A 24306-nucleotide genomic window follows, 5' to 3' on the forward strand; every position below is an offset into this window, starting at 1 on the left:
CATATATAAGAAAAGGCAAGAGAAACCTATCTCCTGCCTTTAATTACCTGATATAAAGATTAAAAATCATTCATCCTTATCAGATACTGTTCTTTTATTTTCTCTATTGAACTTCATATCAAGAATGTCTATACATTCAGATAACTTTCCAACTGCCTCCGCCAGAGTATCAGCACACAGCGTAAGAGCATTGCTGCTCTCATTATCATCCTTAAGAGCAAGACCATCAGCAAGAAGACTGATATTGTCCTTAATACAGTGGATTGTAAACATGTGCTCTCCAATTTGACTGAATTCTGAGCTGATCTCCTTTTGGCTCAAAATCTCTCGATTGTCCATTACTTACTTAAAACTTCCTTTCCTAGATATTATCAGAACAGATGAAAACATCCATAAACCCTGATAACCTTTTTCATCCCCAGAGATCTCTAAAAAACTATACAAAATATAATGACCCATATAAAGGGGCGTTTGAGTTATATAATAAAGATTTAACAGAGAGGATTACATGTCACAATGGAGATAAGAAAGCCTTTATATTGAATGTATAAGTTTGTTGCATGTAGATGCTATTTGTTGCATATACCGACTATTATGTTCGGAAAGTTGAAAAGAATATATATGAGTTGCAAAAATGCGTCTTGTGATTGATAAAAATGCAACCAGTGATAAAATTATTATATAAATATTCTGCATGAAATAGGAGGTTGATATGGCTGACAATAGTATTCCTTTTATTAGTAAGAGAATGGCTGAATTACGCAATAAGAATGGCCTTACACTTGAGGAGATGGCACTTAAAATACATAACTCTGAAGGGGTTAAAATAGATAAAACCTATATTTCTAAAGCGGAGGCTGGTAAGTATAAAGAAGGGAAACTTGAAGAATATGCCAGAAGATACTGTAAAGCTTTGGGAATGTCAGACAGACAAACTGAGCAATTCCTAAGGGGAGAAAAAATAGCTATACCGGATACCTCTGCGCTTCTAAAGAATACTCATCTTGTTGATACTCTCAGTCGAGAATACGGCAGAGTCATTATTCCTGAAATAGTTGTTGATGAATTAGTAAGAATAAAAAACAACTATGATCATAAGTATTCTACTGGGATTAGTAAACGTGCATGGGAAGTAGAAAAAAGCATAAAGGAAAGTGAAAAAGCGAAAGTATTCTCATATACAGGTGATGGAAGCGAAGAAAATGACGACAAAAAAATAATTACCATTGCTAAAGATGTGGTAGAAAAATATAGCGCTGATGTAGATATTATCTCAGAAGATGTAGATTATTCTGTATATCTGAAGCAGGACGAGATAGTGCATATATCCGCATTATTCTTGCGTGAATATTTGGCGACAAAGCAAAACCTTGTGAATATGGATTGTCTTCTTAAGGTTAATGAATATTATGGAGATGATTATAGTAAAATTCAACCGCCATCAAAGGATGAGATAGATGCATATTTACAGGATGGATCTACTCTGATTATTTCGTGCGTAAAAAGAACAGATATTCCAATTGAACGACGTATGAAAAAAATAAAATGGCTAATTGAGAATCATGCTGATGTGAATAAAAGGGAGTCTGCGAATAAGTATCTTCCAGCATTATCATGGGCAATACAGTTAAAAAATCAAGATGAAATGGTCAAGTTTTTATTGGATGAATGCGGAGCAAATCCAAATGCAGGTAGTAGAAATCCTCATGGAGCAGGCAAAGTAAGGCAGAGAAATGAAGGAAATATGCCTCTGATGATAGCTGCATGGTGGGGAAAAGTTGAAATAGTTAAAATGCTTTGTGCGCATAAAGATATAAGCATAAACCAACAAGATGAAAATGGGTTTACCGCGTTGATTAAAGCATGTGCTAATGGGCATGTAAAATGCAGAGATATACTGATAGATGCTGGTGCCGATACGAGAATTGTGGACATAAATGGCAAGGATTATCAGAAACATTACGAGGAATTCCTTGAGTTAGGACCATTAAAAGATCGATTTAAACGTAACAAAGACAGTAGAGGACGTAGATGATTGATAGAATATGCATTTCGATAAACAACAAGTGCAACCTTAACTGTAGATATTGTCATTTTCATGAAAAAGGCATTATTGAAGATGCACCGATGGATGTTTATAAAATCCTTGAAAATGTAATGAAATATGCTCGTAGTGACTTTAAGATTGGCTTTGTTGGTAATGGTGAGACACTACTTGATATTGAGAATTTTAAGAATTACTTGTCTTATATAGAAAACAACCCATTTATTCATGTTTATACGATAACAAATGGCACGATAGATCTTAACAATGAGGATTGGCAATTTCTTGAGAAACATAATGTAAATGTTGGATTCTCACTTGATGGATACCGGGAATTGCATAATATGAACCGTTGTAATTCTTATGATGTAGTAATCGCAAATATTGAAAAGTACAAGAATGTCACTGGCCATTATCCTACATTTAATGCAACAGTTGGGAAAGAAAGCATAGCGAATGCTGATAGGGTAATTGACTTCTTCGTTCCTTATGGTACTAGAATTACATTTTCCAGAATGATTGGCAAATATGGAATAACGCTCGATGAATACAGGTCATTTATGAAGTTGGCTGAAAAACGCTTGAATGTCAGACATGGAGGGCTAGATTGTACCATGTATGGGGGTAAATGTGGCTCGGGAATAAATAATTATTTTTTTGCCAACGGAAAAGTTTATCTGTGTGGTAATTGTATTGATTTACCTCCGATTGGTGAGAGCAGTATAGAGTTTGAAGAATTGGAAAAGTATAAATTGATTTTTGACAGGGATAAATGCTATAAGGAGAGCCTAAAAAAATGAGAATTGGTTTATATGGATTACCTTCTGCTGGAAAATCATTCATTTTGGATGAGGTAAAGAACTTTGAGGTATTTGCAGGCAGCAAGAAATTATTTGAAATAGCGCCTGATTTTCATTCTTTATCAGCAGATAAACAAACCGAAGTACGACAACAACTTGCCCGGGAATTGAAAGAGAAAGATCGTATTATTGTAGATGGTCATTATGCTTTTGGCGAAAGCATAGTTTTTACGGAGGAAGATGGACAATTATATGATGCCTTTGTCTATTTGTATGTAGATCCGGAAATTTTAAAGAACAGGATGTTGGATTCTGTCAAAAATCAGAGATATGCAGAGTATGATATAGCATCGTGGCAAAATAAAGAAATTGAAGGTTTAAGAAAATATTGCCATGAGAATAATAAAGATTTCTATATCATAGATAATCCTGAAAAAGGATATTTTGCAGATATTTCATTAGTGCTTGAGTTTATTAATAGTCTTGCATGTGGTTTTAGTTGCGTAAAGTTTGCACATAAATGTGCAGAGACAATTCTGGAAAAAACAGCAGAAGAGAATACGATTACCTTATTGGATGGTGATAAGACTCTGACGCTTGATGATAGTAGCGGTAAGCTTGGATACAGAACGCATATATTCGACAATAATTTTTATACAGGCTTTCAGTCTTGGAGACATCATATAGAGTTTTCCGATTTTCTTCAGTTGAATGATATACATATTGATTGCGTAGAAGACTTGGGAATGAGATTTAACGAGAATGTAATCTGTAGGATTGAAGGACAAGGATATATTTTGACATCTGGCTTTATTGGTATATGGGAAAGGCTTGCAAAAAAGCTGGAACTTCCACTATTCTATGGGAACCAGATGGCAGCTGAATCGAAGTACTTTATTACCAAGGAACTTCAAGAGGCAGGAAAGATGGTAATAGCTATAGGTGATGGAATGAACGATTATTATATGCTTAAGCAAGCTAATCACGGATATTTAGTGGCTAAATCTGATGGAACACTAAGTCGTTCCCTAAAAGGAAGAGATGTGGAGGGAATGGAGATTGTTAGAGCTTGAAAAAACAGATAGAGTAAAAGAATTGATTTCCTTAACAAAGTCAGATTCAGGTATATCTGGACCAGAATTGGCAAAAGCGCATATGGAGTTGGGTGCATTACTAGCTCAAAAGATGACAGGAATGAACTCAGACGATACTACAATTGTTGCAATGCTTAGAGGTGGGATTTTTTTTGCAGAAGGAATTTATTTTGAGTTAGGCTGTAAGTTCCAGACATATGATCCTAAACATGAGAGATTTGTGAGACCGAACACCAAGAATGTAATTATTGTAGATTCTGTGATCAATACAGGAAAAACGATTATTGATGTACTTGAACCGGATATGTATGTGGCGTGCTGCGTTATAAATGAGATGGCAGTACCAATATTCGATCAAAAATTATACACAGTTAGAGTATCTAAAAATTCTTTTATAGGCAGCAATGTAAAGACTCAGAATGGAAACAAGGGACCGGATACTACTATGAGGCTATTTAATCAACTGTAATAAAAAAATACATAGCTAAAAGAGGCTACCAAAACGATGTTCTTTCGTTTTGATAGCCTTTTTTGTTGCAAATAGTTCCAAAAAGTTGCAAAAAGTATCGTTTTGGTAAGAAAGGTTGCAAACCATGTTGCAAAGTTGCATTTAAATAACGTTATAAGGCTTTAGTTGCAACATATTATATACAGGTTGCGAAAATGGCGTTTTGTATTGCTATAAATGCAACTCGGTTTTATTATTACCTTAACAACAGGAAACCGCGAAAAAAGCAAGGAGGTAAGCAGATATGAATACAAATAGAGTCGAAACAATTGTATCAAACATGAAATCTTTCGAGAAGGATAGCTATTACAGGAATGAACTTCTCCAGGAATTATTTAACCTTCAACAGGAAGTGGTTGGACTTACATTTAATGAAGATCACGCAGACTTAGGCAACCTTAAGTTGTGGGATGTTGAAAGGCATCTTGAACAAATGAATAGTGATTTAGACCATGTAGCTGATTTGGAGCTCGAAAGATTTGAAAATGGATGCAAGGTCATTTGCAGTGAAATCAAAGCAATCATTTCAGGTAACCGAGGTGAGTTCAAAGCATTTAAGTGTCTAGAAGGGATAGAAGAAGACTGCATAATTCTTAAAAACGTAGAACTGACAAGAGGTGAAGAAAAGACAGAACTCGATGCAGTTGTTGTAACTACCAAAGGGCTATATGTAGTTGAAGTCAAGAATACATCAAAGGATATCTTTATAGATGAAGGAGGTAATTATTTCCGGACTGGAGAGTTTCTTAAGTGGGACAGTAACATTGGCGGAAAAATGTCACTCAGAGAACGGATGTTACGAGAATTGCTGATTGAAGCTGGGATTAATCCTCCATGCATAAAGAGCATAGTTGTTTTTACTAACGACCATATAGAAGTCAGGAATAAGTGTAAGGAATTTACAACGTGCTTTCTTAGCCAGCTACCATATGTGATTTCAGACAGTACATGTCAGGATTCCTTGGATGAAGATGCTATGAACAACATTGCAAATGCTGTTGAGAGCGAAAGATGTATGGAAAAATATCCGTTTGACTTTGATGTTGCTCAGTTTAAAGTCGACTTTGCAATACTTATGGACAGGTTGGAGGGCGAAACAAGCGAAGAGGATATCCTCATTGAAGACGAGAAGATTGGATCTGATTCAGCGAAGGATACTAAAGAACCAATCGAGCCTACTGAAATCAGGTGGAAAGGCTATGTATTAACAGCTCTTGGTACTGCTGCAGCAACATTACTTACGGTAGTGGCTGCTAGCTCATTTTTGAAAGGAGGGAAATACTGATGAATGGACGCTTAATTGTAATCGTACTGATTCTCTTGTATGTACTATCTCCGGTGGATGGTTATCCCGGACCGATAGATGATCTTATTGTAATGGCATTAGGGTTTATGGCTCTTAAGGGGCGAGATGAATAAGGGAGGTGTAATTTATGGCAAAGTATCAGGTTGAAATGCAGTATTCAGATGGAACAACCGAGCTTGATGATGAACTTATTCGATACCGAACAGGAAGCGGAGGAGCACGGATTATATTTGTGTAGTTGCTATAATTTGGGCGCTGAGACTTTGAATTTATCAAATCCTGGTGACTATCCATTGGATGAGGAAGATGATGTGGACTTTGAGATCATTGAAGTTTGATTCTGAAAGGAGGATCATATGACTATTTATACTACTAATTCATGGCCGGGTTATGGCAAACAGAACTACTATTGGAATGAGTATAGGCTTGAAGGAAGTGAGGTGGTTAAGTACAAGTGTCATAGGCAGAAGTTTTTTGATGGTCATGAAAACAATTGGGAGGAAGAGGAAGAAATAGTGGATTCGTGGGCTCTTGATGATCCGGATATGCCAGAATGGTTGCATCAGTATATTGACTGATGTGACTCAGCAGATAAACACAATTGTTCAAAGGAGAAAGGCTTTTTCAGTCCTTGCTTCTTCAAGTAGGGACTGAAGAAGGCCTTCAATGATTCAAATATTTTAAGAGGTAGACTTTATGTTTAAAAAAAAGAAGCAGAATGATGAAGTTGAAGCAGCATCAACTACCGTAACAGAAGAAACGCTAAGCGAATTAGCCATACTTGTGACGGAGGAAGATAGAACTGGGAGCGATATTATGCGAATGAGTGATTTTTACTCAATCGCTATGGAGGACATGTCGAGGGAACTGATAAACACCGATGGAATAATTACTGTTAGAGAGCTCCCTATTGCTGACATAAGCACAGTCAATAATGCCATTCGCTCAGTAGGAGTATTTAGTTCTCCGGAGTTTGATTTGGTCCCGGATTTCGCATCATTACCAGAGGACATTCGAGAACAGTACAAAGCAGGCAAATTAGTACTTGGTGAATCAAAGCAGGTTTCGGGAAATATAAGAGCAGTACTTGTGGATGCTAAAACAAAAACAAGAATAAAGGATGTCACATTAAAGAAGGTTGAGCGTACGGATGTTACTGCTGAAATATCACAAAATATGCTTACACAAATGCAGCTGAGACAGATTTCCGATAAACTCGACCACATGATATCAGAGCAGGAATATTTGATTGATTTTTCAAGGAATCAAGCTATTGTGAGGCCCTTCCTTGATGCTAGAGATAATATTTTAATGGCTCAATATCAAACATCTGCAGTAGCTAGGCGTAACTATTTGCTTAAGGCATCTGGATTTTTAAGAACAGCAATAAATTCTGTCTATGTAGATATGAATACCATAGAAAATAATTTAGCGAAGGAAGCCCATAAAAAGTGGTTTCAAAGGATAAATAGGAAGAGCATTGATAGTAATATTTCCAGACTTGCAAGCGACACTATGGTAGTCACAAGATACGTCGGATTACAAATCCAGGTTTTTCATCATCTTAAAGATAGCGAAGGTAAGAGAGCTGTTCTTGAGGGTTACCATGCAAATATCGAAAGACTTTTTCAAAATGGTGTTATAGATCCTAATTTGTCTCTAGCATTATGGATACACGAGAACATCGAATACACAGATGATAATAGAGATTGCTGGTATTACCTGGAAGAAAAGATGAAGCCGATGCTAAATAAGGCATACAACAAAATAGAATCCGGAGAAGTTTATATTTTAACAGGAGATGATTATTATGGAAAAGAAAATTGAAAGACGTTGCATTCAATGTGGCAAAATACTAGTCGGTGATTCAAAACTAGAATTATGTCCTAAATGTGCAGATAACGATATGCGAGGAGCGGTTGGAACATTTGGTGTACTTGGAATTTGTGCATTAGGAATTAAAAAGTTTGGAAAGCCGGTATTACAGTTTGTTAAGGCTCTTGCTAAACGATAGTTTTACAGATAAGGGGCTTATATCAATGAAGTAAAAGGTGGTTAACAGTTAAACACAGCTAGTCAGAGAAAGCGCTAATTTTGAAACTTATTATGAACTTATCTTTCAACAACAACTGTTTTTGTTACTTTTGATCATAGGCATATATCGTTTATCTAATATAGAATATGCCTACAGGAAAAGGAATTACTTAGACTTCAAATATCATTAGAGGCCAGGCGGTGCTATGGGAATCCCCGTAGTGTTGTCTGGTCTCGCCAATTAATTAGGAGTGCCATATAATTAGAAAAGAGTAATTTATAGGTAGGAGAAAGCTTTGGCAAGAGAACTGACTGATGAAGAAAAGAAAGCATATGACCAGATGTTAAAGGGGGCAAAACAGCTCAATATCTTCGGTGAAGAAGAGGAGCTCGATGCAAAGGATTTCATAATAGAGATATGGGAAAGTGAAGAGAGAGGGAATAACAATGAACATGTGTAAAATGCTTGTGATTTCAGATTCACATGGTTATTCAGGCTTTGCAAGAAAGGCTATTGAAAAGGAATATCCCTTTGATATTCTTGTTCATTGCGGTGATGTACAAGGATCAATTAAACCCATCGTAGATGATGATCTTGCTTATGAAGTACGGGTAGTACGTGGAAACTGTGACTTTGGTAATGCCTATCCTGAAGATGAAGAGTTTAAGGCTGGTTATTTCAAGGTGTGGGTAACACACGGAAATGATTATAATGTTAAATATGAGGATGATCTTAGAACTTTAAAGAATGCTGCCATCAGAGCCAGTGCTGATATAGTTCTCTTCGGGCACAGCCATTATGCTGAAATAGTAAAGGACGAAGAAACGGGTATTGTTTTTGTAAACCCAGGAAGCATCTGTTATCCCCAGGTCACAGGTGATAAAGCTACATATGCAGTAATTACAGTAACGGATGATTACGATATAATTCCAGAAATCAAAGAAATAGAAGAGAGCTTATAACCCCAAAGCATCGCCACCGGGATCCTGCCACAGTGACGGTACCTTATAGGTTTCCTTTAGTATTCATTTTTTGGTTCCTCCTCTATGCTTATATAGTAGCAAGATTAGAGCGAGAATAAATCAATCAGTTTGGGGAAATGTAACTTTAAGGGTAAGATTGAGATTCACTGCTTCTTGTATGATGAGATTGTGATGAATGAAATGATTCAAGCCGGGATTCGATATTTTGGAGTTGGAGGGGCAGTCAACATGGCCTGAAAATACTCCTCTTCGAGAGGCGGTAAGGAGAATGCCTCTTGAAGCAATATTATTAGAAACAGATTCACCTTTCCAGAAGCCATTCGGTTACTGTGAGAAACTTAATACTTCTCATTCTTTGGTGCAAATAGCAAACGAGATAGCAGCCTTAAAAGGAATTAAGATAGAAGAGATGCTGAACACTACTTATGAAAATTCAGTTCGGTTCTTTGGCCTTGGTAAGGATAAATGATCCGCGGACCTTATGTGAGGAAAAATATAATGGATATTGAAAATGTTGATTATGGGGAAAAACTAGAAGAGGGCAAGCAGGTACTTTCAGAGTTTGTGCAGACAATCCTCGACAAAGATGGAATAGATTATATTATTGAGGACCATGAACTTAAAAAGTGTTTTAAGTATTCATGTGACAGAGATGATAAACATATTGATATCGAGATTTGGGTATGGCTTGGATATATAACTATAAGGTGCATATATCCATTTTTGGTGCAACCTTCTGATAGAGCATGCATGGCACTCTTAATATCCGAGATTAACAATAATAAAAACAAGCCTTTTGTTAAGTTTGATATTTCAACCGGTATAATATATGTGGAAAATTCTGTTATCACTTATGGTTGTGTTGATTTAGATGAGAGGGTTATAAGTGGTGAAATTCATATTTCAATTGATAGAACTTTTTCATACTATGAAGATCTGTGTAATGTCATTACTGGTAATCTCACTAAAGAGCAACGAGATCATTACAGAGCGCTGTTGTTTTCAGGCCTTAGTGAGCTAGATGAACATGAAATCTTAAATGAGAATGAATTTGAAATAGGGAAAAACATAGGTGATGAGTTGCCATTTTGCTAAAGTGTTTTTGGGCGCGTATGAGGGAGATTAATGGATAAGTGTAGATTCACATTAGGAATAATTATCGCAATTGCCATGATTAGTGCTTGTGGTAAAAGCAAAGAAACAAACGATAACGAGCCAGTAGATGTAGTAGTTGAAACAACAGAAGAAAACGATGCTTTATCTACTGAAGAGGCAACGAAAATCGGAAGTGTATCAAGCGTTACTGAGTATTTACAATATGTAGATACTGAGTTCCTTGAAAATGAAGAATCTTTCATTGAAACACCGGCAGTAAATTGTTATGAAGAGTTCTTGAATGATAAGAATAATTGGCCGGATAGTGAATATGATTCAATTCATATAGCATTAGGTTTGATTGACGATGATGATGTACCAGAGCTTTGTGTAACATTAAATACCAATACTGTTTGTGGAGTTCACATCTATAAATATAATTCAGACAGTGATTCAGTAATTTATTTAGGAGAATTCTCACAATATGGATTTTGCTGGTATTCTGAAAAGAAAAACAGAATCAAAGCTCAATATGGCAACCAGGGATATTTTGAAAACTACTTTTATGAAATAGCTGACAGTAGTGTGCAAGTGGTGGGAAGGCTTCTGAGTGATGGTTCTTCAGAAGTTATGAAATGTTATGCTGATTATGCTGAGGAAACAGAGACTTCGCCAGATCATACGCATCTAGATTCAGTTAAAAGACCCGAGGATAAGTTTATTATTTCAGAAGAGGAATATGAACATCGGGAAGAGGAGTACATGCAATCTAAGGAGCCAATTAAGATTGGCTACGATAATATGACGGAAATGATTCTTGATAATGAGTAAAAGACTATCGAATAGAACGGGGGATTTATATATGGATAGTAAAGAATTTAAGATAACAGAAATAAAAGTATTGGGATTCGGAGATATTGGAGAAGTAATAACAAGCAGAGTAGATTCGGCACAACTAAAAGGAGTTGAATCCTGCTTTATTGACCGTGAAGGAACGTCGCCTAAACCAGGTGACTCATGGTATGTGGATCTGTTGGATGGAATTGAAATGCTTATTATAGTCTTTGAGTCCCATAATCCAGACGATGTACTATATTCAATAGTGAGAGCTGCTCAGGATAGAAATATTCTTGTTATTGGATTGACACCAAAGGTTTATCTTGCTAATTCAGATGAAGAACGTTTAATTTCGGATCTTATTCATCGTGGATTTGACTCTATATTCAGTGTATTTGTGGAAAATCCAAAGCATGATAACAAAAAGATGAAAACTTTGGCAGACAGCTACCTAGCTGAAGATAAGCTTTATGATGCGATAGAGTGCCTTGTGTTAATGCTTAATGTTCCACATACGATATATCTGACATTTGAGGATATCTATGATACGTTATGCAAAAAGGGATTCATCCATATCGGCAAGGGATATGGCGAAGGACAGGACAAGGCTTTAAATGCTGTAAAAATGGCACTTAATTCAATGGCTACAATAACTGACAATTATTGTGCGACTAAGTTTACTTTCTTGGTTACTGGTAATGCATCATTGGAGGATGTGGGTATTATTAGTGACTACATCAAAGCTTTGTCTGAAGCTGAGAAAGATGTGTTATTTGCACTTAACTATGATAGCGGAGAAAAGGATGAGTGCAGCGTATATCTAATTGCATCGGATTACAAAGATTTCCAAGAATCAATGTCAGAAGAAAAATGGAGTTGGAAGACCCAGATTTCTTAAAAGGAATTGTTGTTGATTACAATGCCCCACAGCTTACTCCCTTATGGATGATTAAAGACGATGATTTTAGTTTTGAATTTATGAAATTAGAAGAAAATGAAGACTTATCATAGACCGATGAAGTGGCAATAAATAGCACACAGGAAAAACTGTGTTGTTCAAAAGAACTGCTCAGCTTTTTGGTAAACAAATGGATAATATTCAATTTGTATCGTTATATTAATAAAGGATAGAGTTTTAGCTGTATACCGTATATCAAATCATTGGGATAGGAGGACTGGGCAAAAGAGAGTATTAGTAAAAAACCTATGAAAAAAACATTACAAAAAATAAAGAAAGATAGATGAATTACGCAGTGGATGAAATAAAAAATGATATAATTAGTTAGGTACGCCTATCGAGAATATAGGAGGAAATAAGTGTGCGCAACTGTGATGTATGTGGTGGCTCTATCATTTTTATTAATGGTAGTATTGCGAAATGTGAGTATTGTGGAAGACTTTTTCAGGTAAATGGGGACAATCTTTCTGAAGTTAATATGGAAAGTTTGTACAAAGAAGCTTTAGAGTTGTTTAATCGGGACTCTGAAGACAATCTTTTGAATGCCGTGGAGATTTTCGAAGCTCTTGGATCCTATAAGGATAGTTCAAACAAAGTATATGAAGGTAAAAATAAGATTTCTAAAGCTAAAGCTGACGAAGCTGACCGAAAGCTTGAAGAACAAAGACAGAACGAACTTGCTGAAATAGCACGCAAGAAAAGGGAATATGCAGAAAAGCAAAGGAAAAAGATTATTGCTATCACAAGTACAGTTGCAGTGGCTGTGGTAGCGATTATTATAGTGGCCGTGTCTGTTACCTATTCAAAAAAGAATGATAATTATCAAAAAGCGGTTTCATATTTCAATAATGGTGAGTATGAGAATGCTATTGAAATATTTGAAAAATTGGGTGGGTACAAGGATTCTGTAGACTATTTAAGTTCAGCTCACGAAAGTATTACAACGCGTGAAGACGCATATAACAAGGGCGTTGCTTATTTCAATGAAGGATTGTACTTGGAGACAATCGATGTATTGGCAGGAATGTCTGGATATCTTGATTCAAATGAGTATATTGAGAATGCGTGCGGAAAGTTATACGAGCAGGGTGAACAATTCTTTAGTATGGAAGAATATGAAAAGGCTAGAGATATTTTAGGAAATATACCTGAAACTAGTGGCAGTTACACAAAGACGGTCGCTTTATTAAAGAAAGTCGACGAAAAACTTGTCGAGATTCAGAATATGCAGGAGTATGAAAATGCTGTTAACGCTTACGAGAGTGGTGAATATGAAAAGGCTCAGAGATTATTTATAGAAATAAGAGATTATTTGGACTCTATGGATTATTTGAATAAAATCGGCGATTCTTTTTATGCAACAGCAACAGATTTGTTTAATACTGGTGATTATTCATCTTGCGGAGATTATTTACTGTTGATAGACACAGCAGATGAATGGGGAAGATACAGCGAGGCGGCGGATCTTTTTAATCAGGCTAAAGAAATATATTATAACCAAATAGCTGAAGAGGCCAAAAATATATGTCGATCACAAGGCGAAACAGAGATGCGATCATTTGTAAATGGTAAGAAATGTGCTCTTATTTCTGACGACTCTATTAGTTCTTTACTCAAAGAAGGTAGAGTAGAAATTGTTTCACTAGAGAAGTTAGAGCCTTATTATAAGCCCCAAGTCCATACATACGAGGCACGCGGAGTAGAAGATATTTTAGGAAATATATATGACTATGTACTAGAAAGTAATCATTATTCCGACGGCGATCCTTATGACTGGTGCTGGAAATATGCAATTGATGGAAAATACCGATATTTTAGATTCGTGGTAGCAGTAGAAAAAGACTATGTATCGAATGGTAGCTATGGGGAAATTCGTATCTTTGGGGATGGAAGACAATTATATGCCCTAGAAAAGATAGGTTCAGATACTAAATCATTCCCGGTGGAGATTAATGTAGAAGGCATAACTGATTTGGGTGTTATGGTTGGAGGTGACAGCCATACTGTTTTTTGTATAGCTAATCCTGTATTGTCTGAGTAGAAGTATTAAAATGAGGAGATAAGTAAATGGCACAAATAGCAGATATTATAAAATATGAGGGTGATAACACCACATTTATATGGAAATTCCCTTTAGAGGATTTTAATTCACTCACACAACTCATTGTACATGAGACACAGGAAGCTATATTTTTTAGGGATGGTCAAGCACTTGATTTGTTTGGGCCGGGGCGATATACGCTTGAAACACAAAACATCCCCAAAATAGGAAAGTTTCTAAACAGAACAACAGGTGATGAGACCCCTTTTCATTGCGAGGTTTATTTCATAAATAAAACTGAACAAATGTCTATTAAATGGGGAACAGATTCTAAGGTGCAATATGTTGAGCCATTATATGGGTTTCCTCTTTCAATTGGGGCGCACGGGGAGATGAGTATTCGTGTAGAAGATTCCAGAAAACTACTCCTTAAGCTTGTGGGAACGGAGAATTATCTCAGTCAATCAAGGCTGGTCGATTATTTCAGAGCTTTTCTTATGACGAAGGTAAAGTCATATATTGCTCAGACTATGAAAGCGAAAGCTATCAGTATTTTTGAAATTGACGAGAATCTGACGTCCTTTTCGGAGGATTTAAAAAAACTGTTAAAACCGGATTTCGAGGATTACGGAGTTGCTCTTGAAAACTTCCTTGTCACTTCAGTATTGAAGCCTGACGGTGACGCTAACTATGAGAAGTTTAAGGAACTGCATTTCAAACAATTTGCCGATATTACAGAAGCAACATTAAACCAAAGAGTAAGAGTTATACAGGCTCAAACGAAAGCACAGGAAACAGTGATTCAGTCGCAGGCGATGGCAACAAAACGAGCCCAAGAGGGATACTCTTATCAGCAAGAGAGAGGATTCGATGTGATGGGAGATGTTGCACGTAATGAAGGTAGCGGTTCGGATCTCCGTAATGCTGCAATGGGTATAGGTATTGGATTTGGAGCAGGAGGAGCGTTTGGTAATGCAATAAATGGAATTGCTAATGGAACAATGAATGGTCTGATGGAGCCGATAGGGTCTCCTAAAAATCAGGAAACACCGGACGAGGGTATACCAGGAATGATTAAACTGAAAGATGAAACCGTTAATCATACTCCGTCAAATAATCAAGATGATGACATGGCTATATTCAAGAAGAAACTTGAAAAACTTACTATGTTGAAAGATTCGGGTTTTATGTCCGCTGAAGAATTTGAGGAAGCGAAAAAAGAATTACGTGACATGATTTGATTGGAGGGATCTTATTATGAGATCAAAGTTTAAATATTTCATGATTATTTGGATCTTAATAGTAATCACATTTAATGTGGTCGTTTTTGCTGTTCCTAGAACAATTGCAGGGATAGATAGGTTTACGGGGTCTTTTTGGGTTGGATATGCATTTGTAACGATTATGCTTATTAGTCAGTTGGCGATTGGCTGGTTGACATTTAAAGAAGAGAACCTTTCTAAACTGTTCTACAACATCTCACTTGTAAGAATTAGTTATGCGGGAATGATTACAATGGGTGTAGTCGGAATGATATGTATGTTGATTCCGATTTTGCCTGTTTGGGTAGGAATTATTATTTGCTTGCTGGTTTTAATTTTTAATGTGATTGCTTTAGTTAGCACACATGCCGCTATATCTACCGTTGAAGAAATAGATAAAAAAGTTAAAGCTGATACATTCTTTATTAAATCTCTTACTGTTGATGTCGAGATGCTAAAAGAAAAAGCGACTATTCCAGAGGTTGCAAATGAGTTGAAGCCTTTGTACGATGCAGTTCGTTATTCTGATCCGATGTCAGATGATGCGTTATCTTCAATTGAAAGTCAGATTACTCTGTTGATTCCTGAATTATCTGAAGGTGTAGAAAAAGCCGATATAGATGTTGTGAAAAGAAGTGTTAAGAATATTACTGTGCTTTTAAGTGAAAGGAATAAGAAATGCAAATTATTAAAGTAAAGGATGCGATTTTCCAAGGTGCTGGATTGTAAATTTGTGGTGGCTCCTTAAAGTTACATGATAAAAGTTCTGTTTTACTTATGATGAAAGATTGCAGATAAGCTAATAAAATGTGGCGAACCCTTTAGCTTATCGAAATAATGACAGGGCGGTGAAAAAAATGCAATACTATGAATTATCTGATGATAGATATTTAGCGACAGATCTAATTGAAATTGTATCATTTCCGGCACTGTCAACTAGTAGTAAAGCACAGGAAATAAGTCCGGAAAAGAATGCGAAAGAATTTGTTGCTCTGATAAGCGAGATATATAGACTGTCAAGTTCGGATATATGTCTTGAATTGTTGTGGCTTACCGAAAAGGTGCAGAACCAGACAATAACCTCGAGGATAAGAATTTTTTTTGTTATTCGTATGATAGGTAATCGTAAAGAGGAGATTGCCTATAAACTGGATAATCAAAAAAAGAACATAATTATATCTTTGGCAGGACTTAACTTTGGAGTTCGAGATGAAAATGATGTAGAAGATTCTTTTTACTCTTTGTTGAATCAGGTTGATGATTCATGTGTTTATTCCGCTGTTAAAAGTGAGAAGTGTATAGGAAATGCTACTTCTTTATATCCTTATTATTTTTGTGATGTTTTACCAAACAATAATACATCTAACTTTAATTCATTGATTTCATCCTTAAGTCAGCAAGAGGATTGCTGTATATCTTTTCAACTTTTTCCGACAACTTTATCGGAACATGAGGTATACATGATTAACGAAGTATCCGGTGAACTGAGCCGGATAGCTTCAGGGATAATGATAAACCATGAATTATATAAGGACGATATGGCAAATGAGCCTCTGAAAACATATAAGTATTATAACGAAAAAAGAAATTCGCCGTTATTTTTATATAACATACTGATTTTTGGAAAACGAGAAGCTTGTGCGAACATAACATCCAAAGTGATAAGTTTATTACAAAGTGGTGAAGAAAAGATTTCGACTATTAACCCGATATGCCTTGACTTATCTGGTGAGGGAATAAACTTACAAAAACAGTTTTCATACTATGTCTGGAATGTTAATACAAAGCTATTACATTACTATCGAAACAAAAAACTGCAAGAAACAGTGCCTTTAGCTAAAAATCTAAACCGTTTGCCATATATTGTTACTGCTGATGAAGCTGAGAGCTTTTTCAGATTACCTTTATACGAAAAATCTATGGTTGCATTGAAAAGCAATCAGATATCTCAAGCTCAAGAACAGTTTTCAAGTAGTGTTGTTCGTGAAAACAATATTCATATCGGAAAACTTAAAACCAATGATGTTTCGCAAATTGTTATCGGATGTCCTGAAAAGGCATTTACTAAGCACGCGCTTATTGTTGGCACTCCTGGCTCAGGTAAAACAACGTTTTCAGTTAACATACTACTTCAGTTTGCAAGAAAAAGCATTCCGTTCTTGGCGATTGAGCCTACTAAAGCGGAATATAGAGCTATGATTGATGCCGTTCCTGGATTAAGAGTATTTACACCTGGAAATAATTCGGTATCTCCATTTATTATTAATCCCTTTATTCCGCCAAAGGGAATAAGGATAGAACAGTATATTCCCAGCCTTGCAAGTGCATTCAAGGCTGCATTCTCTATGCCATCACCGCTTGACATGATTTTTCTGAAGGCAATTCGATCATGTTACACCCAATATGGGTGGAAGGATTATAGCATGGTTGGCGATCAGGATGTTACACCATTTGGATTGTATGAGTTTATAGTTGTATTCAAAAAACTAATGGAAAATACAAACTATAGTAAAGATGTGCGTGGAAACATAGAAAGCGCCGGTTTACTTAGACTCACAAATCTTATTGAGCAAAATAGTAATATTTATGATTCAATTAATACGGTTCCTATAGAGGATTTACTTACCTCACCATCAGTATTAGAACTTAACGCTATAGATAATTCTGAACAAAAATCACTCTTGATGGCTTTGTTGCTTATAAATATTTGCGTATATACAAAGCATAACCATATTGGAGACGGAGAGTTAAAGAATGTTATCTTAATAGACGAAGCACATGTTCTCCTTGGTGGAGGTTCATCTGTTAGCAAAGATGGATCACCGGATTCGCAGGGTACAACGATAAAAGCTCTGCAGGATATGATAGCAGAAATAAGATCTTATGGAACAAGCATTATCATAGCTGACCAGTCACCAACGAAGGTTAGCAGAGAGGTTGTTGCAAACACCGACATAAAGATTTCGTTCAGACTAACCCAATCAGTGGAGAAGGAACTAATAGCGGATAGTACAAACATGGATGAGGATGCACAGAATAATCTCTCACGCCTTACGCCTGGTGAAGCCTATGTATATTATAGTCAACTAGTATCTCCGCAACTTGTAATCACAGATGACATCAGGGAAAAAGAAGGCATCCGATTGAGTGTATCTAATGAGGAGATTGCTGAAAGAGAATCATACTGGAAACAACATCAAAACCTGCTCAAACCTTATAAAGAATGCAATGTTTGTGCGTTATGTGAAGCGAAGTGTACGTTTAAGATAAGAGCCGATGCTGAATATATTGCGAGCAGTGCTTTTGAAAGATACCGAGGCGAGATTAAAGGCGATGATGACTTCAGAAAGGTTGTATATCACCTTCCTGAAATAATGAAGAAGGAATTTGAAAAGTATCTTGGCGAAGACAGATTAAGAATTCAGCTATGTTCGCGTATTAAGCTGTTACGTAAGATTCAGCTAGAGTTGCCTGTAAAAATTTCCGAGAAGGATAAAGTAAAAGTACTGACATCTTACCCTGAAAGAAAAGAAGGTGATTGATTATGTGTGATATTGATGGGGGATTTGATGTTGATTTTAGTACAAATTCCGATATAGAAGATAGTTCAGCTGATAGTTTTGATGTTGAGGTATCTGACATAGGGGATATGTCAGATATTGAAGATGTGTCTGATGATTTGGGAGTAGCAGACTATTTTCAAGATATGGAAGAATCATTTGAAAGTAGTGATTTTGAGGAAATAGAATCCTATCCGAATTTATCGGAATATGATGATATAAATGAACAGACGGGAGTAGTTGAAGAATTAAATATTAGTGATCAATTAGAAGATATAGATCATCAAGAGGAAATGACCAACACTGATGGTAATCCATCATTGACGGGAATTGATGCTGTGGAACCTGAAATGACGTTCACTCGGGAAAAAATTCAAGAATTATATGATGAGCAAGCCGAGAATCCTGAATTTGGAGACAAAACGGGAGAATTGATATCGTCAGGCAGAGTGGCAATTTCAGAAATGGAAGACATTGATGAATCAGGTGAAGAAGGCGTGAAAGTATTGATAAGAGAGATTACTCCAGAAATACTTGAGAGTCGTGAACGTGATACAGAAGAGGTATTGGATAATTATCGGGAGAACCTTCGGGAAAGAGGAGTTTCTGAAGATCGAATCGAGGAATTTGTTGAGCACGAGAGAGAAGGAATAAATGCAGAGTATGAAAGCCTAGATGCCGGGAAAACATCAGAGAATATTTATTATATGCCAACAGACTGGGAAGCAGTGGTAGAAAGTTTGGAAAACACTGAAAATGGTGGTTCAACTGAGGTAAGAGAAGAAAATGAATCGTTTCAGTTAGATGATGAAGAAACCACAGATTCTGAGGATGTGCCATCAGAGGACAATGACAATGTTGAAGGCGATAAAAACATAGACTTTTATCAGACTATTTCAGAAACTCACGAAGAGAGTGAAAAAGAATACCTTGGCGATCTACGGCAACAGCCTACTGAGGTATATGGGATTCCTGAGAATAGCCCGGAATTAGAGTCGATAATGCAGAATGAGCGACTTGGTTGGGATGAAATCCATGAGAATGATTCATCGGAGGATAATCAAGAAAGTTTAGCGGAAATGTTTTTGACTGATGAATTGTCAGAAAGTAGTGGCTCTGATGGAAATGGGCTAGAAATATCTGATATTACATCATTATCAGATATGGATGATATTAATGCAGAAGAAATTGAAACTGTTACAGAGGACATTGATTCACCAGAGTTAGAAGAGACCTCACCCATTATTGAAGATAATTCTTTGGTAAGAACGGGCGAGAACATAGAAGCAAATATTTCAGAAGAAATTGAAGAAGGCGATATCTCAATTGATGAATCAGGTGTAATTAACGATAGCCATGATGAATCGATTGCTACAGAAGAAAACCCACATGAGATTACTGAAAATAATGACTGGGTTGGTGAAATTCCAGACATTGTTGAAGAGACGCCTTTAGTTGAAGAGAATAGGTCTATAGATATTAATGAACCCCAAGAAATAGAAGTAAATTACGATGAAATATATGATGTAATCTCGCAGGAAAGATTAGAACAGGGGTTTGAAAATGTAGATATTTACGAGGATGCGGAGCGTCTTGATGCATCGCTTGATAATTTTGCAGCAAATACATGGGAGAATCTGTCAATTGATGATCGAAAACAATCAATGAATGGTTTGGCTGAGTATATTGAGGAAGTTATAGGTTTTGATAATCCGCCTAGAATTGAATACTATAATAATCCAAGAGAAGGGGATTATGGCGGATATAATTCTCGAACAAATACGCTGAATATCAACGAATACATGCTTTATAACAATAGCGAAGCTGCAGATACCATAGCTCATGAACTTTGGCACGCACACCAACACGAATGCGCCGATCATCCTTCGTCTGCAAGAGATTATCAGTACCAATATAATTTTGAAAATTACATTCGACCAGAAATGGGTCATGAGGCATATGAAGGTCAATTAATTGAAGCAGAGGCTAGAGCTTTTGCCGCTCAGTTCAAGGGTAGATTAGAAGAAATCGGTTCAAGGAGGATTTGAGCAAATGGATGAGATCATAAAATATTTCACAGAGGAAAAGAAGGAAACACCTGTAGTAGCTCGAATACTCGAAAAGCCTCTTGTTAAATATGAAGATATTAGAGATGCTTTTCTTGATTGGCTGGTTACAAGAGATTATACTGATACACCTATTGTTAGGGAGTATACTCCACAGAAAATACATGAGCTAAATCCAGGGTTGGATGCATCTGGTGTCTATCAATTCCTTGTAACATTGAGGGATAATCCTGATAAGGCTGAGGAATATATAAAAAATAATTTTTCAACAAAGTGAGGCGATGAAATAGATGTTTTTTGATGTATACGGTGGAGAGCTTGCATCCCAGCGGTTGTGCTTCATCTGATGAGTAACTTTTGAAACATATTTAAAAGAATGTTTACTCATGGAATATAGTTGTGATATTTCTTTGTATATCAACACCCACATCATAATATCAAACAAAACCCGGAATATGCGAAAGAAGGTGACGTGGATCTCGGGGAGGCTTTCCCAGATAAATATAAGGATATCGACCTTGACGGAGATGGAACTACTGATTCTATCTCTAGAGTTGTCGGTCACACTGGCGACGGCTGCATATATAGTTTCGAATTTGGTAATGGTATCAGTTTTGTTTCTTCTCCATATACCATGTTACCTAACGAAGGAGAACTAATTTCATTTTATGACTTTGATAATGATAATGTTGATGAGATACTTATAACGCATATAACAGATTCAACAGGTGGTCCGCTTGCATGGAATTGCGAATTATATACATGGACTGGAAGTGGATGGGAGTCACAATGGGCAGTTGATGAGCATAATAATGCTATTTTAGCTGGGGTTGACGATACATTATCTGGAGAAGGTAGTATATATTATGTGAGAGATGTTGAGTTTACTGAAGATGGTACCATGTATCTAATTGATTATGGTCAGCAAAATGGTGCCGAATTGACACTTGAACTTGAAACCATACAGATAAAGTTTTTTGGAAAAGATTTATATATGGAAGATCGCTTAGATGCTGATAAAAGAGATGAATTGACAAAGAGAATCTGGCCATTTGGCATTTAAAGAAAAGGGGAATTCTTTATGACTACATTTCGAAGTACAGAATGTAAGTGCGCTATTTGTGGCAAAATAAGTAAATTTGAGGTACTCACAAGTACAAATAGTGAATGGGGACCAGATTTAGATACTAGGCCAGCTGAAATGTATAGAAGCACTATGAATTTATGGCTTCAGGAGTGTCCAAGGTGTAAATATGTCTCTAGTGATATCTCAAAGAAACACGATATTTCAAGAGAATACCTTAAATCAATGAGTTATCGATGGTGCGATGGTCTTTTTTTCAAGTCCTTTTTAGCTAAAAGGTTCTATCGGCATTACCTGATAGCTATGGAAGATGGCAATAGGGAAGAAGCCTTTTATGCTATTCTTCATTGTGCCTGGGCTTGCGATGACAAAAATGATAGAAGAAATTCTGTACGATGCAGGAAACTTGCCTTACCGCTGATAACTGCAATGATTGAAGGCGATGATGATTATTCAGATACGTTATCGATTACAAATAAGGATAGCTTAAGACTGTTAAAAGCAGACATTATGAGACGCGCCAAATGTTATACGGAGCTTATTGAAGAATTCTCATCACAGAGTTTTGTGGATGGTCGCTTAAATGATTACCTTCAATTTGAGTTGGAAAAAGCCAAACAAAGGGATAATAGATGCTATTGTACTGATGAGGTACCTGTCTCAAATTTAAGGCCTGTTAAAGAACGCTTGAGTGTTAGCTTGGGTGAATTACCGTTGTTGTAATTAAAAAAAGTTGGATGAAAATACTGTGACACAATGTGTTGCAGTATTTTTTATTGTGCATCTGGATGTTCGACAGATAAGGCATAGTTATGGGACAGCATATTCTGAAATCTATATACAAGTTAGTAAGTCAGTAATGAAATCCTATGAATTGAGAGGAGATTTCTTATGAAGTATGCAGTAGTAGATTTAGAGATTCTATACATGCCCTGTATGTGGCAATGAGTATCTGGCAGGATTTATCACAGAAGAGAATGGCGAAGTAATGTGTACAGAGTGCTGGGAGAGGCGTTATGGGTAATATACTTTTAGAGGATTAAAGAAATATTTCTTGAGGTGGGCAAAAGCTGTCCACCTCATTTTTTATACTAATAATGTCCCTTATTATGTTCCATTCCATGGAGGTATTCATGAGACATTATAAAAAGAGCAAGCGGAAACATGAAAAAGAAATAGAGCTGGATATTGAAAAGTTCTCAGAGATGGTAAATGAGTTAATGCCCGGAGAATCTCTCGATATAGACGAAGTAGTTAAAAAATGCAGAGTAAAAGATGCGGATGAAAATGATGCGAAAGACCATATAAAAGAGATGCTTATTATCTCAAAAGTGGTCCTTTTCATATCACTTTTAAATACAATGCTGATATTGCTTGGAATTGTGCTCAAGAGTAGGAGTTACCGATATGAATAAACTATTCTTCGAAGTGTTTCCTACATTAAAACTCGATAATTCCATAAAACTTATTTTTAAGGATGTGAAAGTAGAAAAGGTCTCTTCTACAAGCAGACAGGACTATATAAGGATATATATTAGTAGCCGCCTTCCTATTGAGAAAAATGTCATTTATCAGGTGGAACGGGAAATAAAACAGCAGCTATTCCCAGACAGAAATCTGATGATAAAGATATATGAAAAATTCCTATTATCCTCCCAGTACACTGTGCAGACCTTTCTTGATATTTATTGGGAAAGTCTTCTATTGGAGTTTAAGAACTATGATCCTGTTGAATACACGCTTCTAAGAAAGGCTGAATTTTCATATCCATCAGGGAATAGCCTGATTATTACAATAGAGGAATCTGTAATTGCAGAAAAAAAAGCAGCTGACATTATCAGGATATTTGAGAAAGTACTTAATGAGCGCTGTAATCTGGGATGCAAAGTTTCTATATCCTATACCGAAAAAACACAGCAAAAAGAAGCTGATGAATATTTGGCGGAGATCAGTCACTTTTCTAAGAAGGCTGAAGAGCCTTTTGTAACAACAAATAATAGCAATGACAATAACGATGGTTCTAAAGTTGTGACTCAAAAGCAGGAAGAAGCTAAACCAGAGCAGAAAACCCAGAAGAAAAAAGGGCTGTTCCATCCAAAATCGCCAAAAGTCAAAAAGAATGATGATCCTAACCTTATTTATGGAAGAAGCTTTGATGAGGAGTCAGTGAAGATTGAAGAGCTTGTCGGCGAAATGGGTGAAGTAGTTGTCAGAGGAAAAGTTCTAAGCTACGAGCGCAGAGAAATCAAAAATGAAAAATCCATTTTAATGTTTGTTATCACAGATTTTACGGACAGTATCAAGGTAAAGATATTTGCGAAAAACGAGCAGGTGCCTGAAATAGAGGAAAAACTTAAAGAAGGAGCTTTCGTAAAAGTAAAGGGCATAGCGCTTCTCGACAGATTTGATCATGAAGTTTCTATACAAAGTGTTGGCGGAATCATGCTTATCCCTGATTTTACGACAAAAAGGGTTGATGATGCAGAAATAAAGCGTGTTGAGCTTCATTGTCACACAAAGATGAGTGATATGGACGGAGTTTCTTCAGTCGAGGATATATGCCTGCAGGCATTTAAGTGGGGAATGCCCGGTATTGCCATAACAGATCACGTTGTAACGCAGGCACTTTCCAT

At 36.4% G+C, this 24306-nt stretch carries 26 protein-coding genes; 25 read left to right on the forward strand and 1 reads right to left on the reverse strand.

Annotation, left to right across the window (positions count from 1 at the left end):
• Positions 1-66: 66 nt before the first annotated feature.
• The gene (locus BMW61_RS16965) at positions 67-273 is read right to left on the reverse strand and encodes a hypothetical protein (protein ID WP_139176408.1); all 207 of its coding nucleotides are present in this window, start codon (positions 271-273) and stop codon (positions 67-69) included.
• Between the two features lie 439 nt (positions 274-712).
• On the opposite strand from BMW61_RS16965, the gene BMW61_RS16970 reads away from it, so the two are divergent.
• From BMW61_RS16970 to BMW61_RS17080, 25 genes are all read left to right on the forward strand, one after another.
• On the forward strand, positions 713-2035 hold the full coding sequence (locus BMW61_RS16970) for an ankyrin repeat domain-containing protein (RefSeq protein ID WP_091824333.1): 1323 nt from the start codon (positions 713-715) through the stop codon (positions 2033-2035).
• Entirely contained in the window at positions 2032-2844 is an 813-nt protein-coding gene (locus tag BMW61_RS16975; RefSeq protein WP_091824336.1) for a radical SAM protein, read from the forward strand. The genes BMW61_RS16970 and BMW61_RS16975 overlap by 4 nt, the downstream gene beginning before the upstream one ends.
• Entirely contained in the window at positions 2841-3917 is a 1077-nt protein-coding gene (locus BMW61_RS16980; RefSeq protein ID WP_091824339.1) for an ATP-binding protein, read from the forward strand. Before BMW61_RS16975 ends, BMW61_RS16980 begins: the two co-directional genes overlap by 4 nt.
• Positions 3904-4407 (forward strand): phosphoribosyltransferase, encoded by a 504-nt coding sequence (locus tag BMW61_RS16985; protein WP_091824342.1) that lies wholly within the window; start codon positions 3904-3906, stop codon positions 4405-4407. The genes BMW61_RS16980 and BMW61_RS16985 overlap by 14 nt, the downstream gene beginning before the upstream one ends.
• Positions 4408-4690: 283 nt before the next feature.
• Complete coding sequence (locus BMW61_RS16990; protein ID WP_091824345.1) at positions 4691-5731, forward strand: nuclease-related domain-containing protein; 1041 nt, start codon at positions 4691-4693, stop codon at positions 5729-5731.
• The gene (locus BMW61_RS22750) at positions 5731-5865 is read left to right on the forward strand and encodes a YkvA family protein (RefSeq protein WP_278296644.1); all 135 of its coding nucleotides are present in this window, start codon (positions 5731-5733) and stop codon (positions 5863-5865) included. The genes BMW61_RS16990 and BMW61_RS22750 overlap by 1 nt, the downstream gene beginning before the upstream one ends.
• 243 nt (positions 5866-6108) lie before the next feature.
• Positions 6109-6330 carry a hypothetical protein gene (locus BMW61_RS16995; RefSeq protein ID WP_091824348.1) on the forward strand — a complete coding sequence of 74 codons (222 nt, stop codon included), beginning with the start codon at positions 6109-6111 and terminating at the stop codon, positions 6328-6330.
• 118 nt (positions 6331-6448) lie between these two features.
• Positions 6449-7579 (forward strand): hypothetical protein, encoded by a 1131-nt coding sequence (locus BMW61_RS17000; RefSeq protein ID WP_091824351.1) that lies wholly within the window; start codon positions 6449-6451, stop codon positions 7577-7579.
• Positions 7563-7766: a hypothetical protein gene (locus tag BMW61_RS17005; protein WP_091824355.1), complete on the forward strand. Its 204-nt coding sequence runs from the start codon at positions 7563-7565 to the stop codon at positions 7764-7766. The genes BMW61_RS17000 and BMW61_RS17005 overlap by 17 nt, the downstream gene beginning before the upstream one ends.
• 316 nt (positions 7767-8082) lie before the next feature.
• The gene (locus BMW61_RS22120) at positions 8083-8247 is read left to right on the forward strand and encodes a hypothetical protein (protein WP_175475276.1); all 165 of its coding nucleotides are present in this window, start codon (positions 8083-8085) and stop codon (positions 8245-8247) included.
• On the forward strand, positions 8234-8749 hold the full coding sequence (locus BMW61_RS17010; protein WP_091824358.1) for a YfcE family phosphodiesterase: 516 nt from the start codon (positions 8234-8236) through the stop codon (positions 8747-8749). Before BMW61_RS22120 ends, BMW61_RS17010 begins: the two co-directional genes overlap by 14 nt.
• A 232-nt stretch (positions 8750-8981) precedes the next feature.
• A complete protein-coding gene (locus BMW61_RS17015; protein WP_278296656.1) occupies positions 8982-9239 on the forward strand; it encodes a TatD family hydrolase in 258 nt (85 codons plus the stop codon).
• A 29-nt stretch (positions 9240-9268) separates the two neighbouring features.
• A complete protein-coding gene (locus BMW61_RS17020) occupies positions 9269-9865 on the forward strand; it encodes a hypothetical protein (protein WP_091824364.1) in 597 nt (198 codons plus the stop codon).
• A 30-nt stretch (positions 9866-9895) separates the two neighbouring features.
• Positions 9896-10696 carry a hypothetical protein gene (locus BMW61_RS17025; protein WP_091824366.1) on the forward strand — a complete coding sequence of 267 codons (801 nt, stop codon included), beginning with the start codon at positions 9896-9898 and terminating at the stop codon, positions 10694-10696.
• Between the two features lie 31 nt (positions 10697-10727).
• The gene (locus BMW61_RS17030) at positions 10728-11600 is read left to right on the forward strand and encodes an FtsZ/tubulin family protein (RefSeq protein WP_091824369.1); all 873 of its coding nucleotides are present in this window, start codon (positions 10728-10730) and stop codon (positions 11598-11600) included.
• A 421-nt stretch (positions 11601-12021) separates the two neighbouring features.
• Positions 12022-13701 (forward strand): NPCBM/NEW2 domain-containing protein, encoded by a 1680-nt coding sequence (locus BMW61_RS17035; protein ID WP_091824372.1) that lies wholly within the window; start codon positions 12022-12024, stop codon positions 13699-13701.
• 26 nt (positions 13702-13727) lie between these two features.
• The gene (locus tag BMW61_RS17040; RefSeq protein WP_091824375.1) at positions 13728-14942 is read left to right on the forward strand and encodes an SPFH domain-containing protein; all 1215 of its coding nucleotides are present in this window, start codon (positions 13728-13730) and stop codon (positions 14940-14942) included.
• A gap of 16 nt (positions 14943-14958) precedes the next feature.
• Positions 14959-15660: a hypothetical protein gene (locus tag BMW61_RS17045; protein ID WP_091824378.1), complete on the forward strand. Its 702-nt coding sequence runs from the start codon at positions 14959-14961 to the stop codon at positions 15658-15660.
• Between the two features lie 160 nt (positions 15661-15820).
• Positions 15821-18505: an ATP-binding protein gene (locus tag BMW61_RS17050; RefSeq protein WP_091824380.1), complete on the forward strand. Its 2685-nt coding sequence runs from the start codon at positions 15821-15823 to the stop codon at positions 18503-18505.
• 2 nt (positions 18506-18507) lie between these two features.
• Complete coding sequence (locus tag BMW61_RS17055) at positions 18508-20571, forward strand: hypothetical protein (RefSeq protein ID WP_091824383.1); 2064 nt, start codon at positions 18508-18510, stop codon at positions 20569-20571.
• 4 nt (positions 20572-20575) lie between these two features.
• Positions 20576-20866, forward strand: coding sequence for a hypothetical protein (locus tag BMW61_RS17060; RefSeq protein ID WP_091824386.1), 291 nt, complete (start codon positions 20576-20578; stop codon positions 20864-20866).
• Between the two features lie 195 nt (positions 20867-21061).
• Positions 21062-21652 carry a hypothetical protein gene (locus BMW61_RS17065; protein ID WP_091824389.1) on the forward strand — a complete coding sequence of 197 codons (591 nt, stop codon included), beginning with the start codon at positions 21062-21064 and terminating at the stop codon, positions 21650-21652.
• Between the two features lie 18 nt (positions 21653-21670).
• Positions 21671-22396, forward strand: a complete 726-nt coding sequence (locus tag BMW61_RS17070; protein WP_091824392.1) for a hypothetical protein — start codon at positions 21671-21673, stop codon at positions 22394-22396.
• A gap of 410 nt (positions 22397-22806) precedes the next feature.
• On the forward strand, positions 22807-23088 hold the full coding sequence (locus BMW61_RS17075) for a hypothetical protein (protein WP_091824395.1): 282 nt from the start codon (positions 22807-22809) through the stop codon (positions 23086-23088).
• Positions 23081-24306, forward strand: a 1226-nt coding sequence (locus BMW61_RS17080; RefSeq protein ID WP_139176411.1) for a PHP domain-containing protein, incomplete at its 3' end; no start/stop codon positions are given. The genes BMW61_RS17075 and BMW61_RS17080, both read left to right, overlap by 8 nt.

The organism is Butyrivibrio sp. ob235 (genome assembly GCF_900109475.1).
GTDB lineage: Bacteria > Bacillota > Clostridia > Lachnospirales > Lachnospiraceae > Butyrivibrio.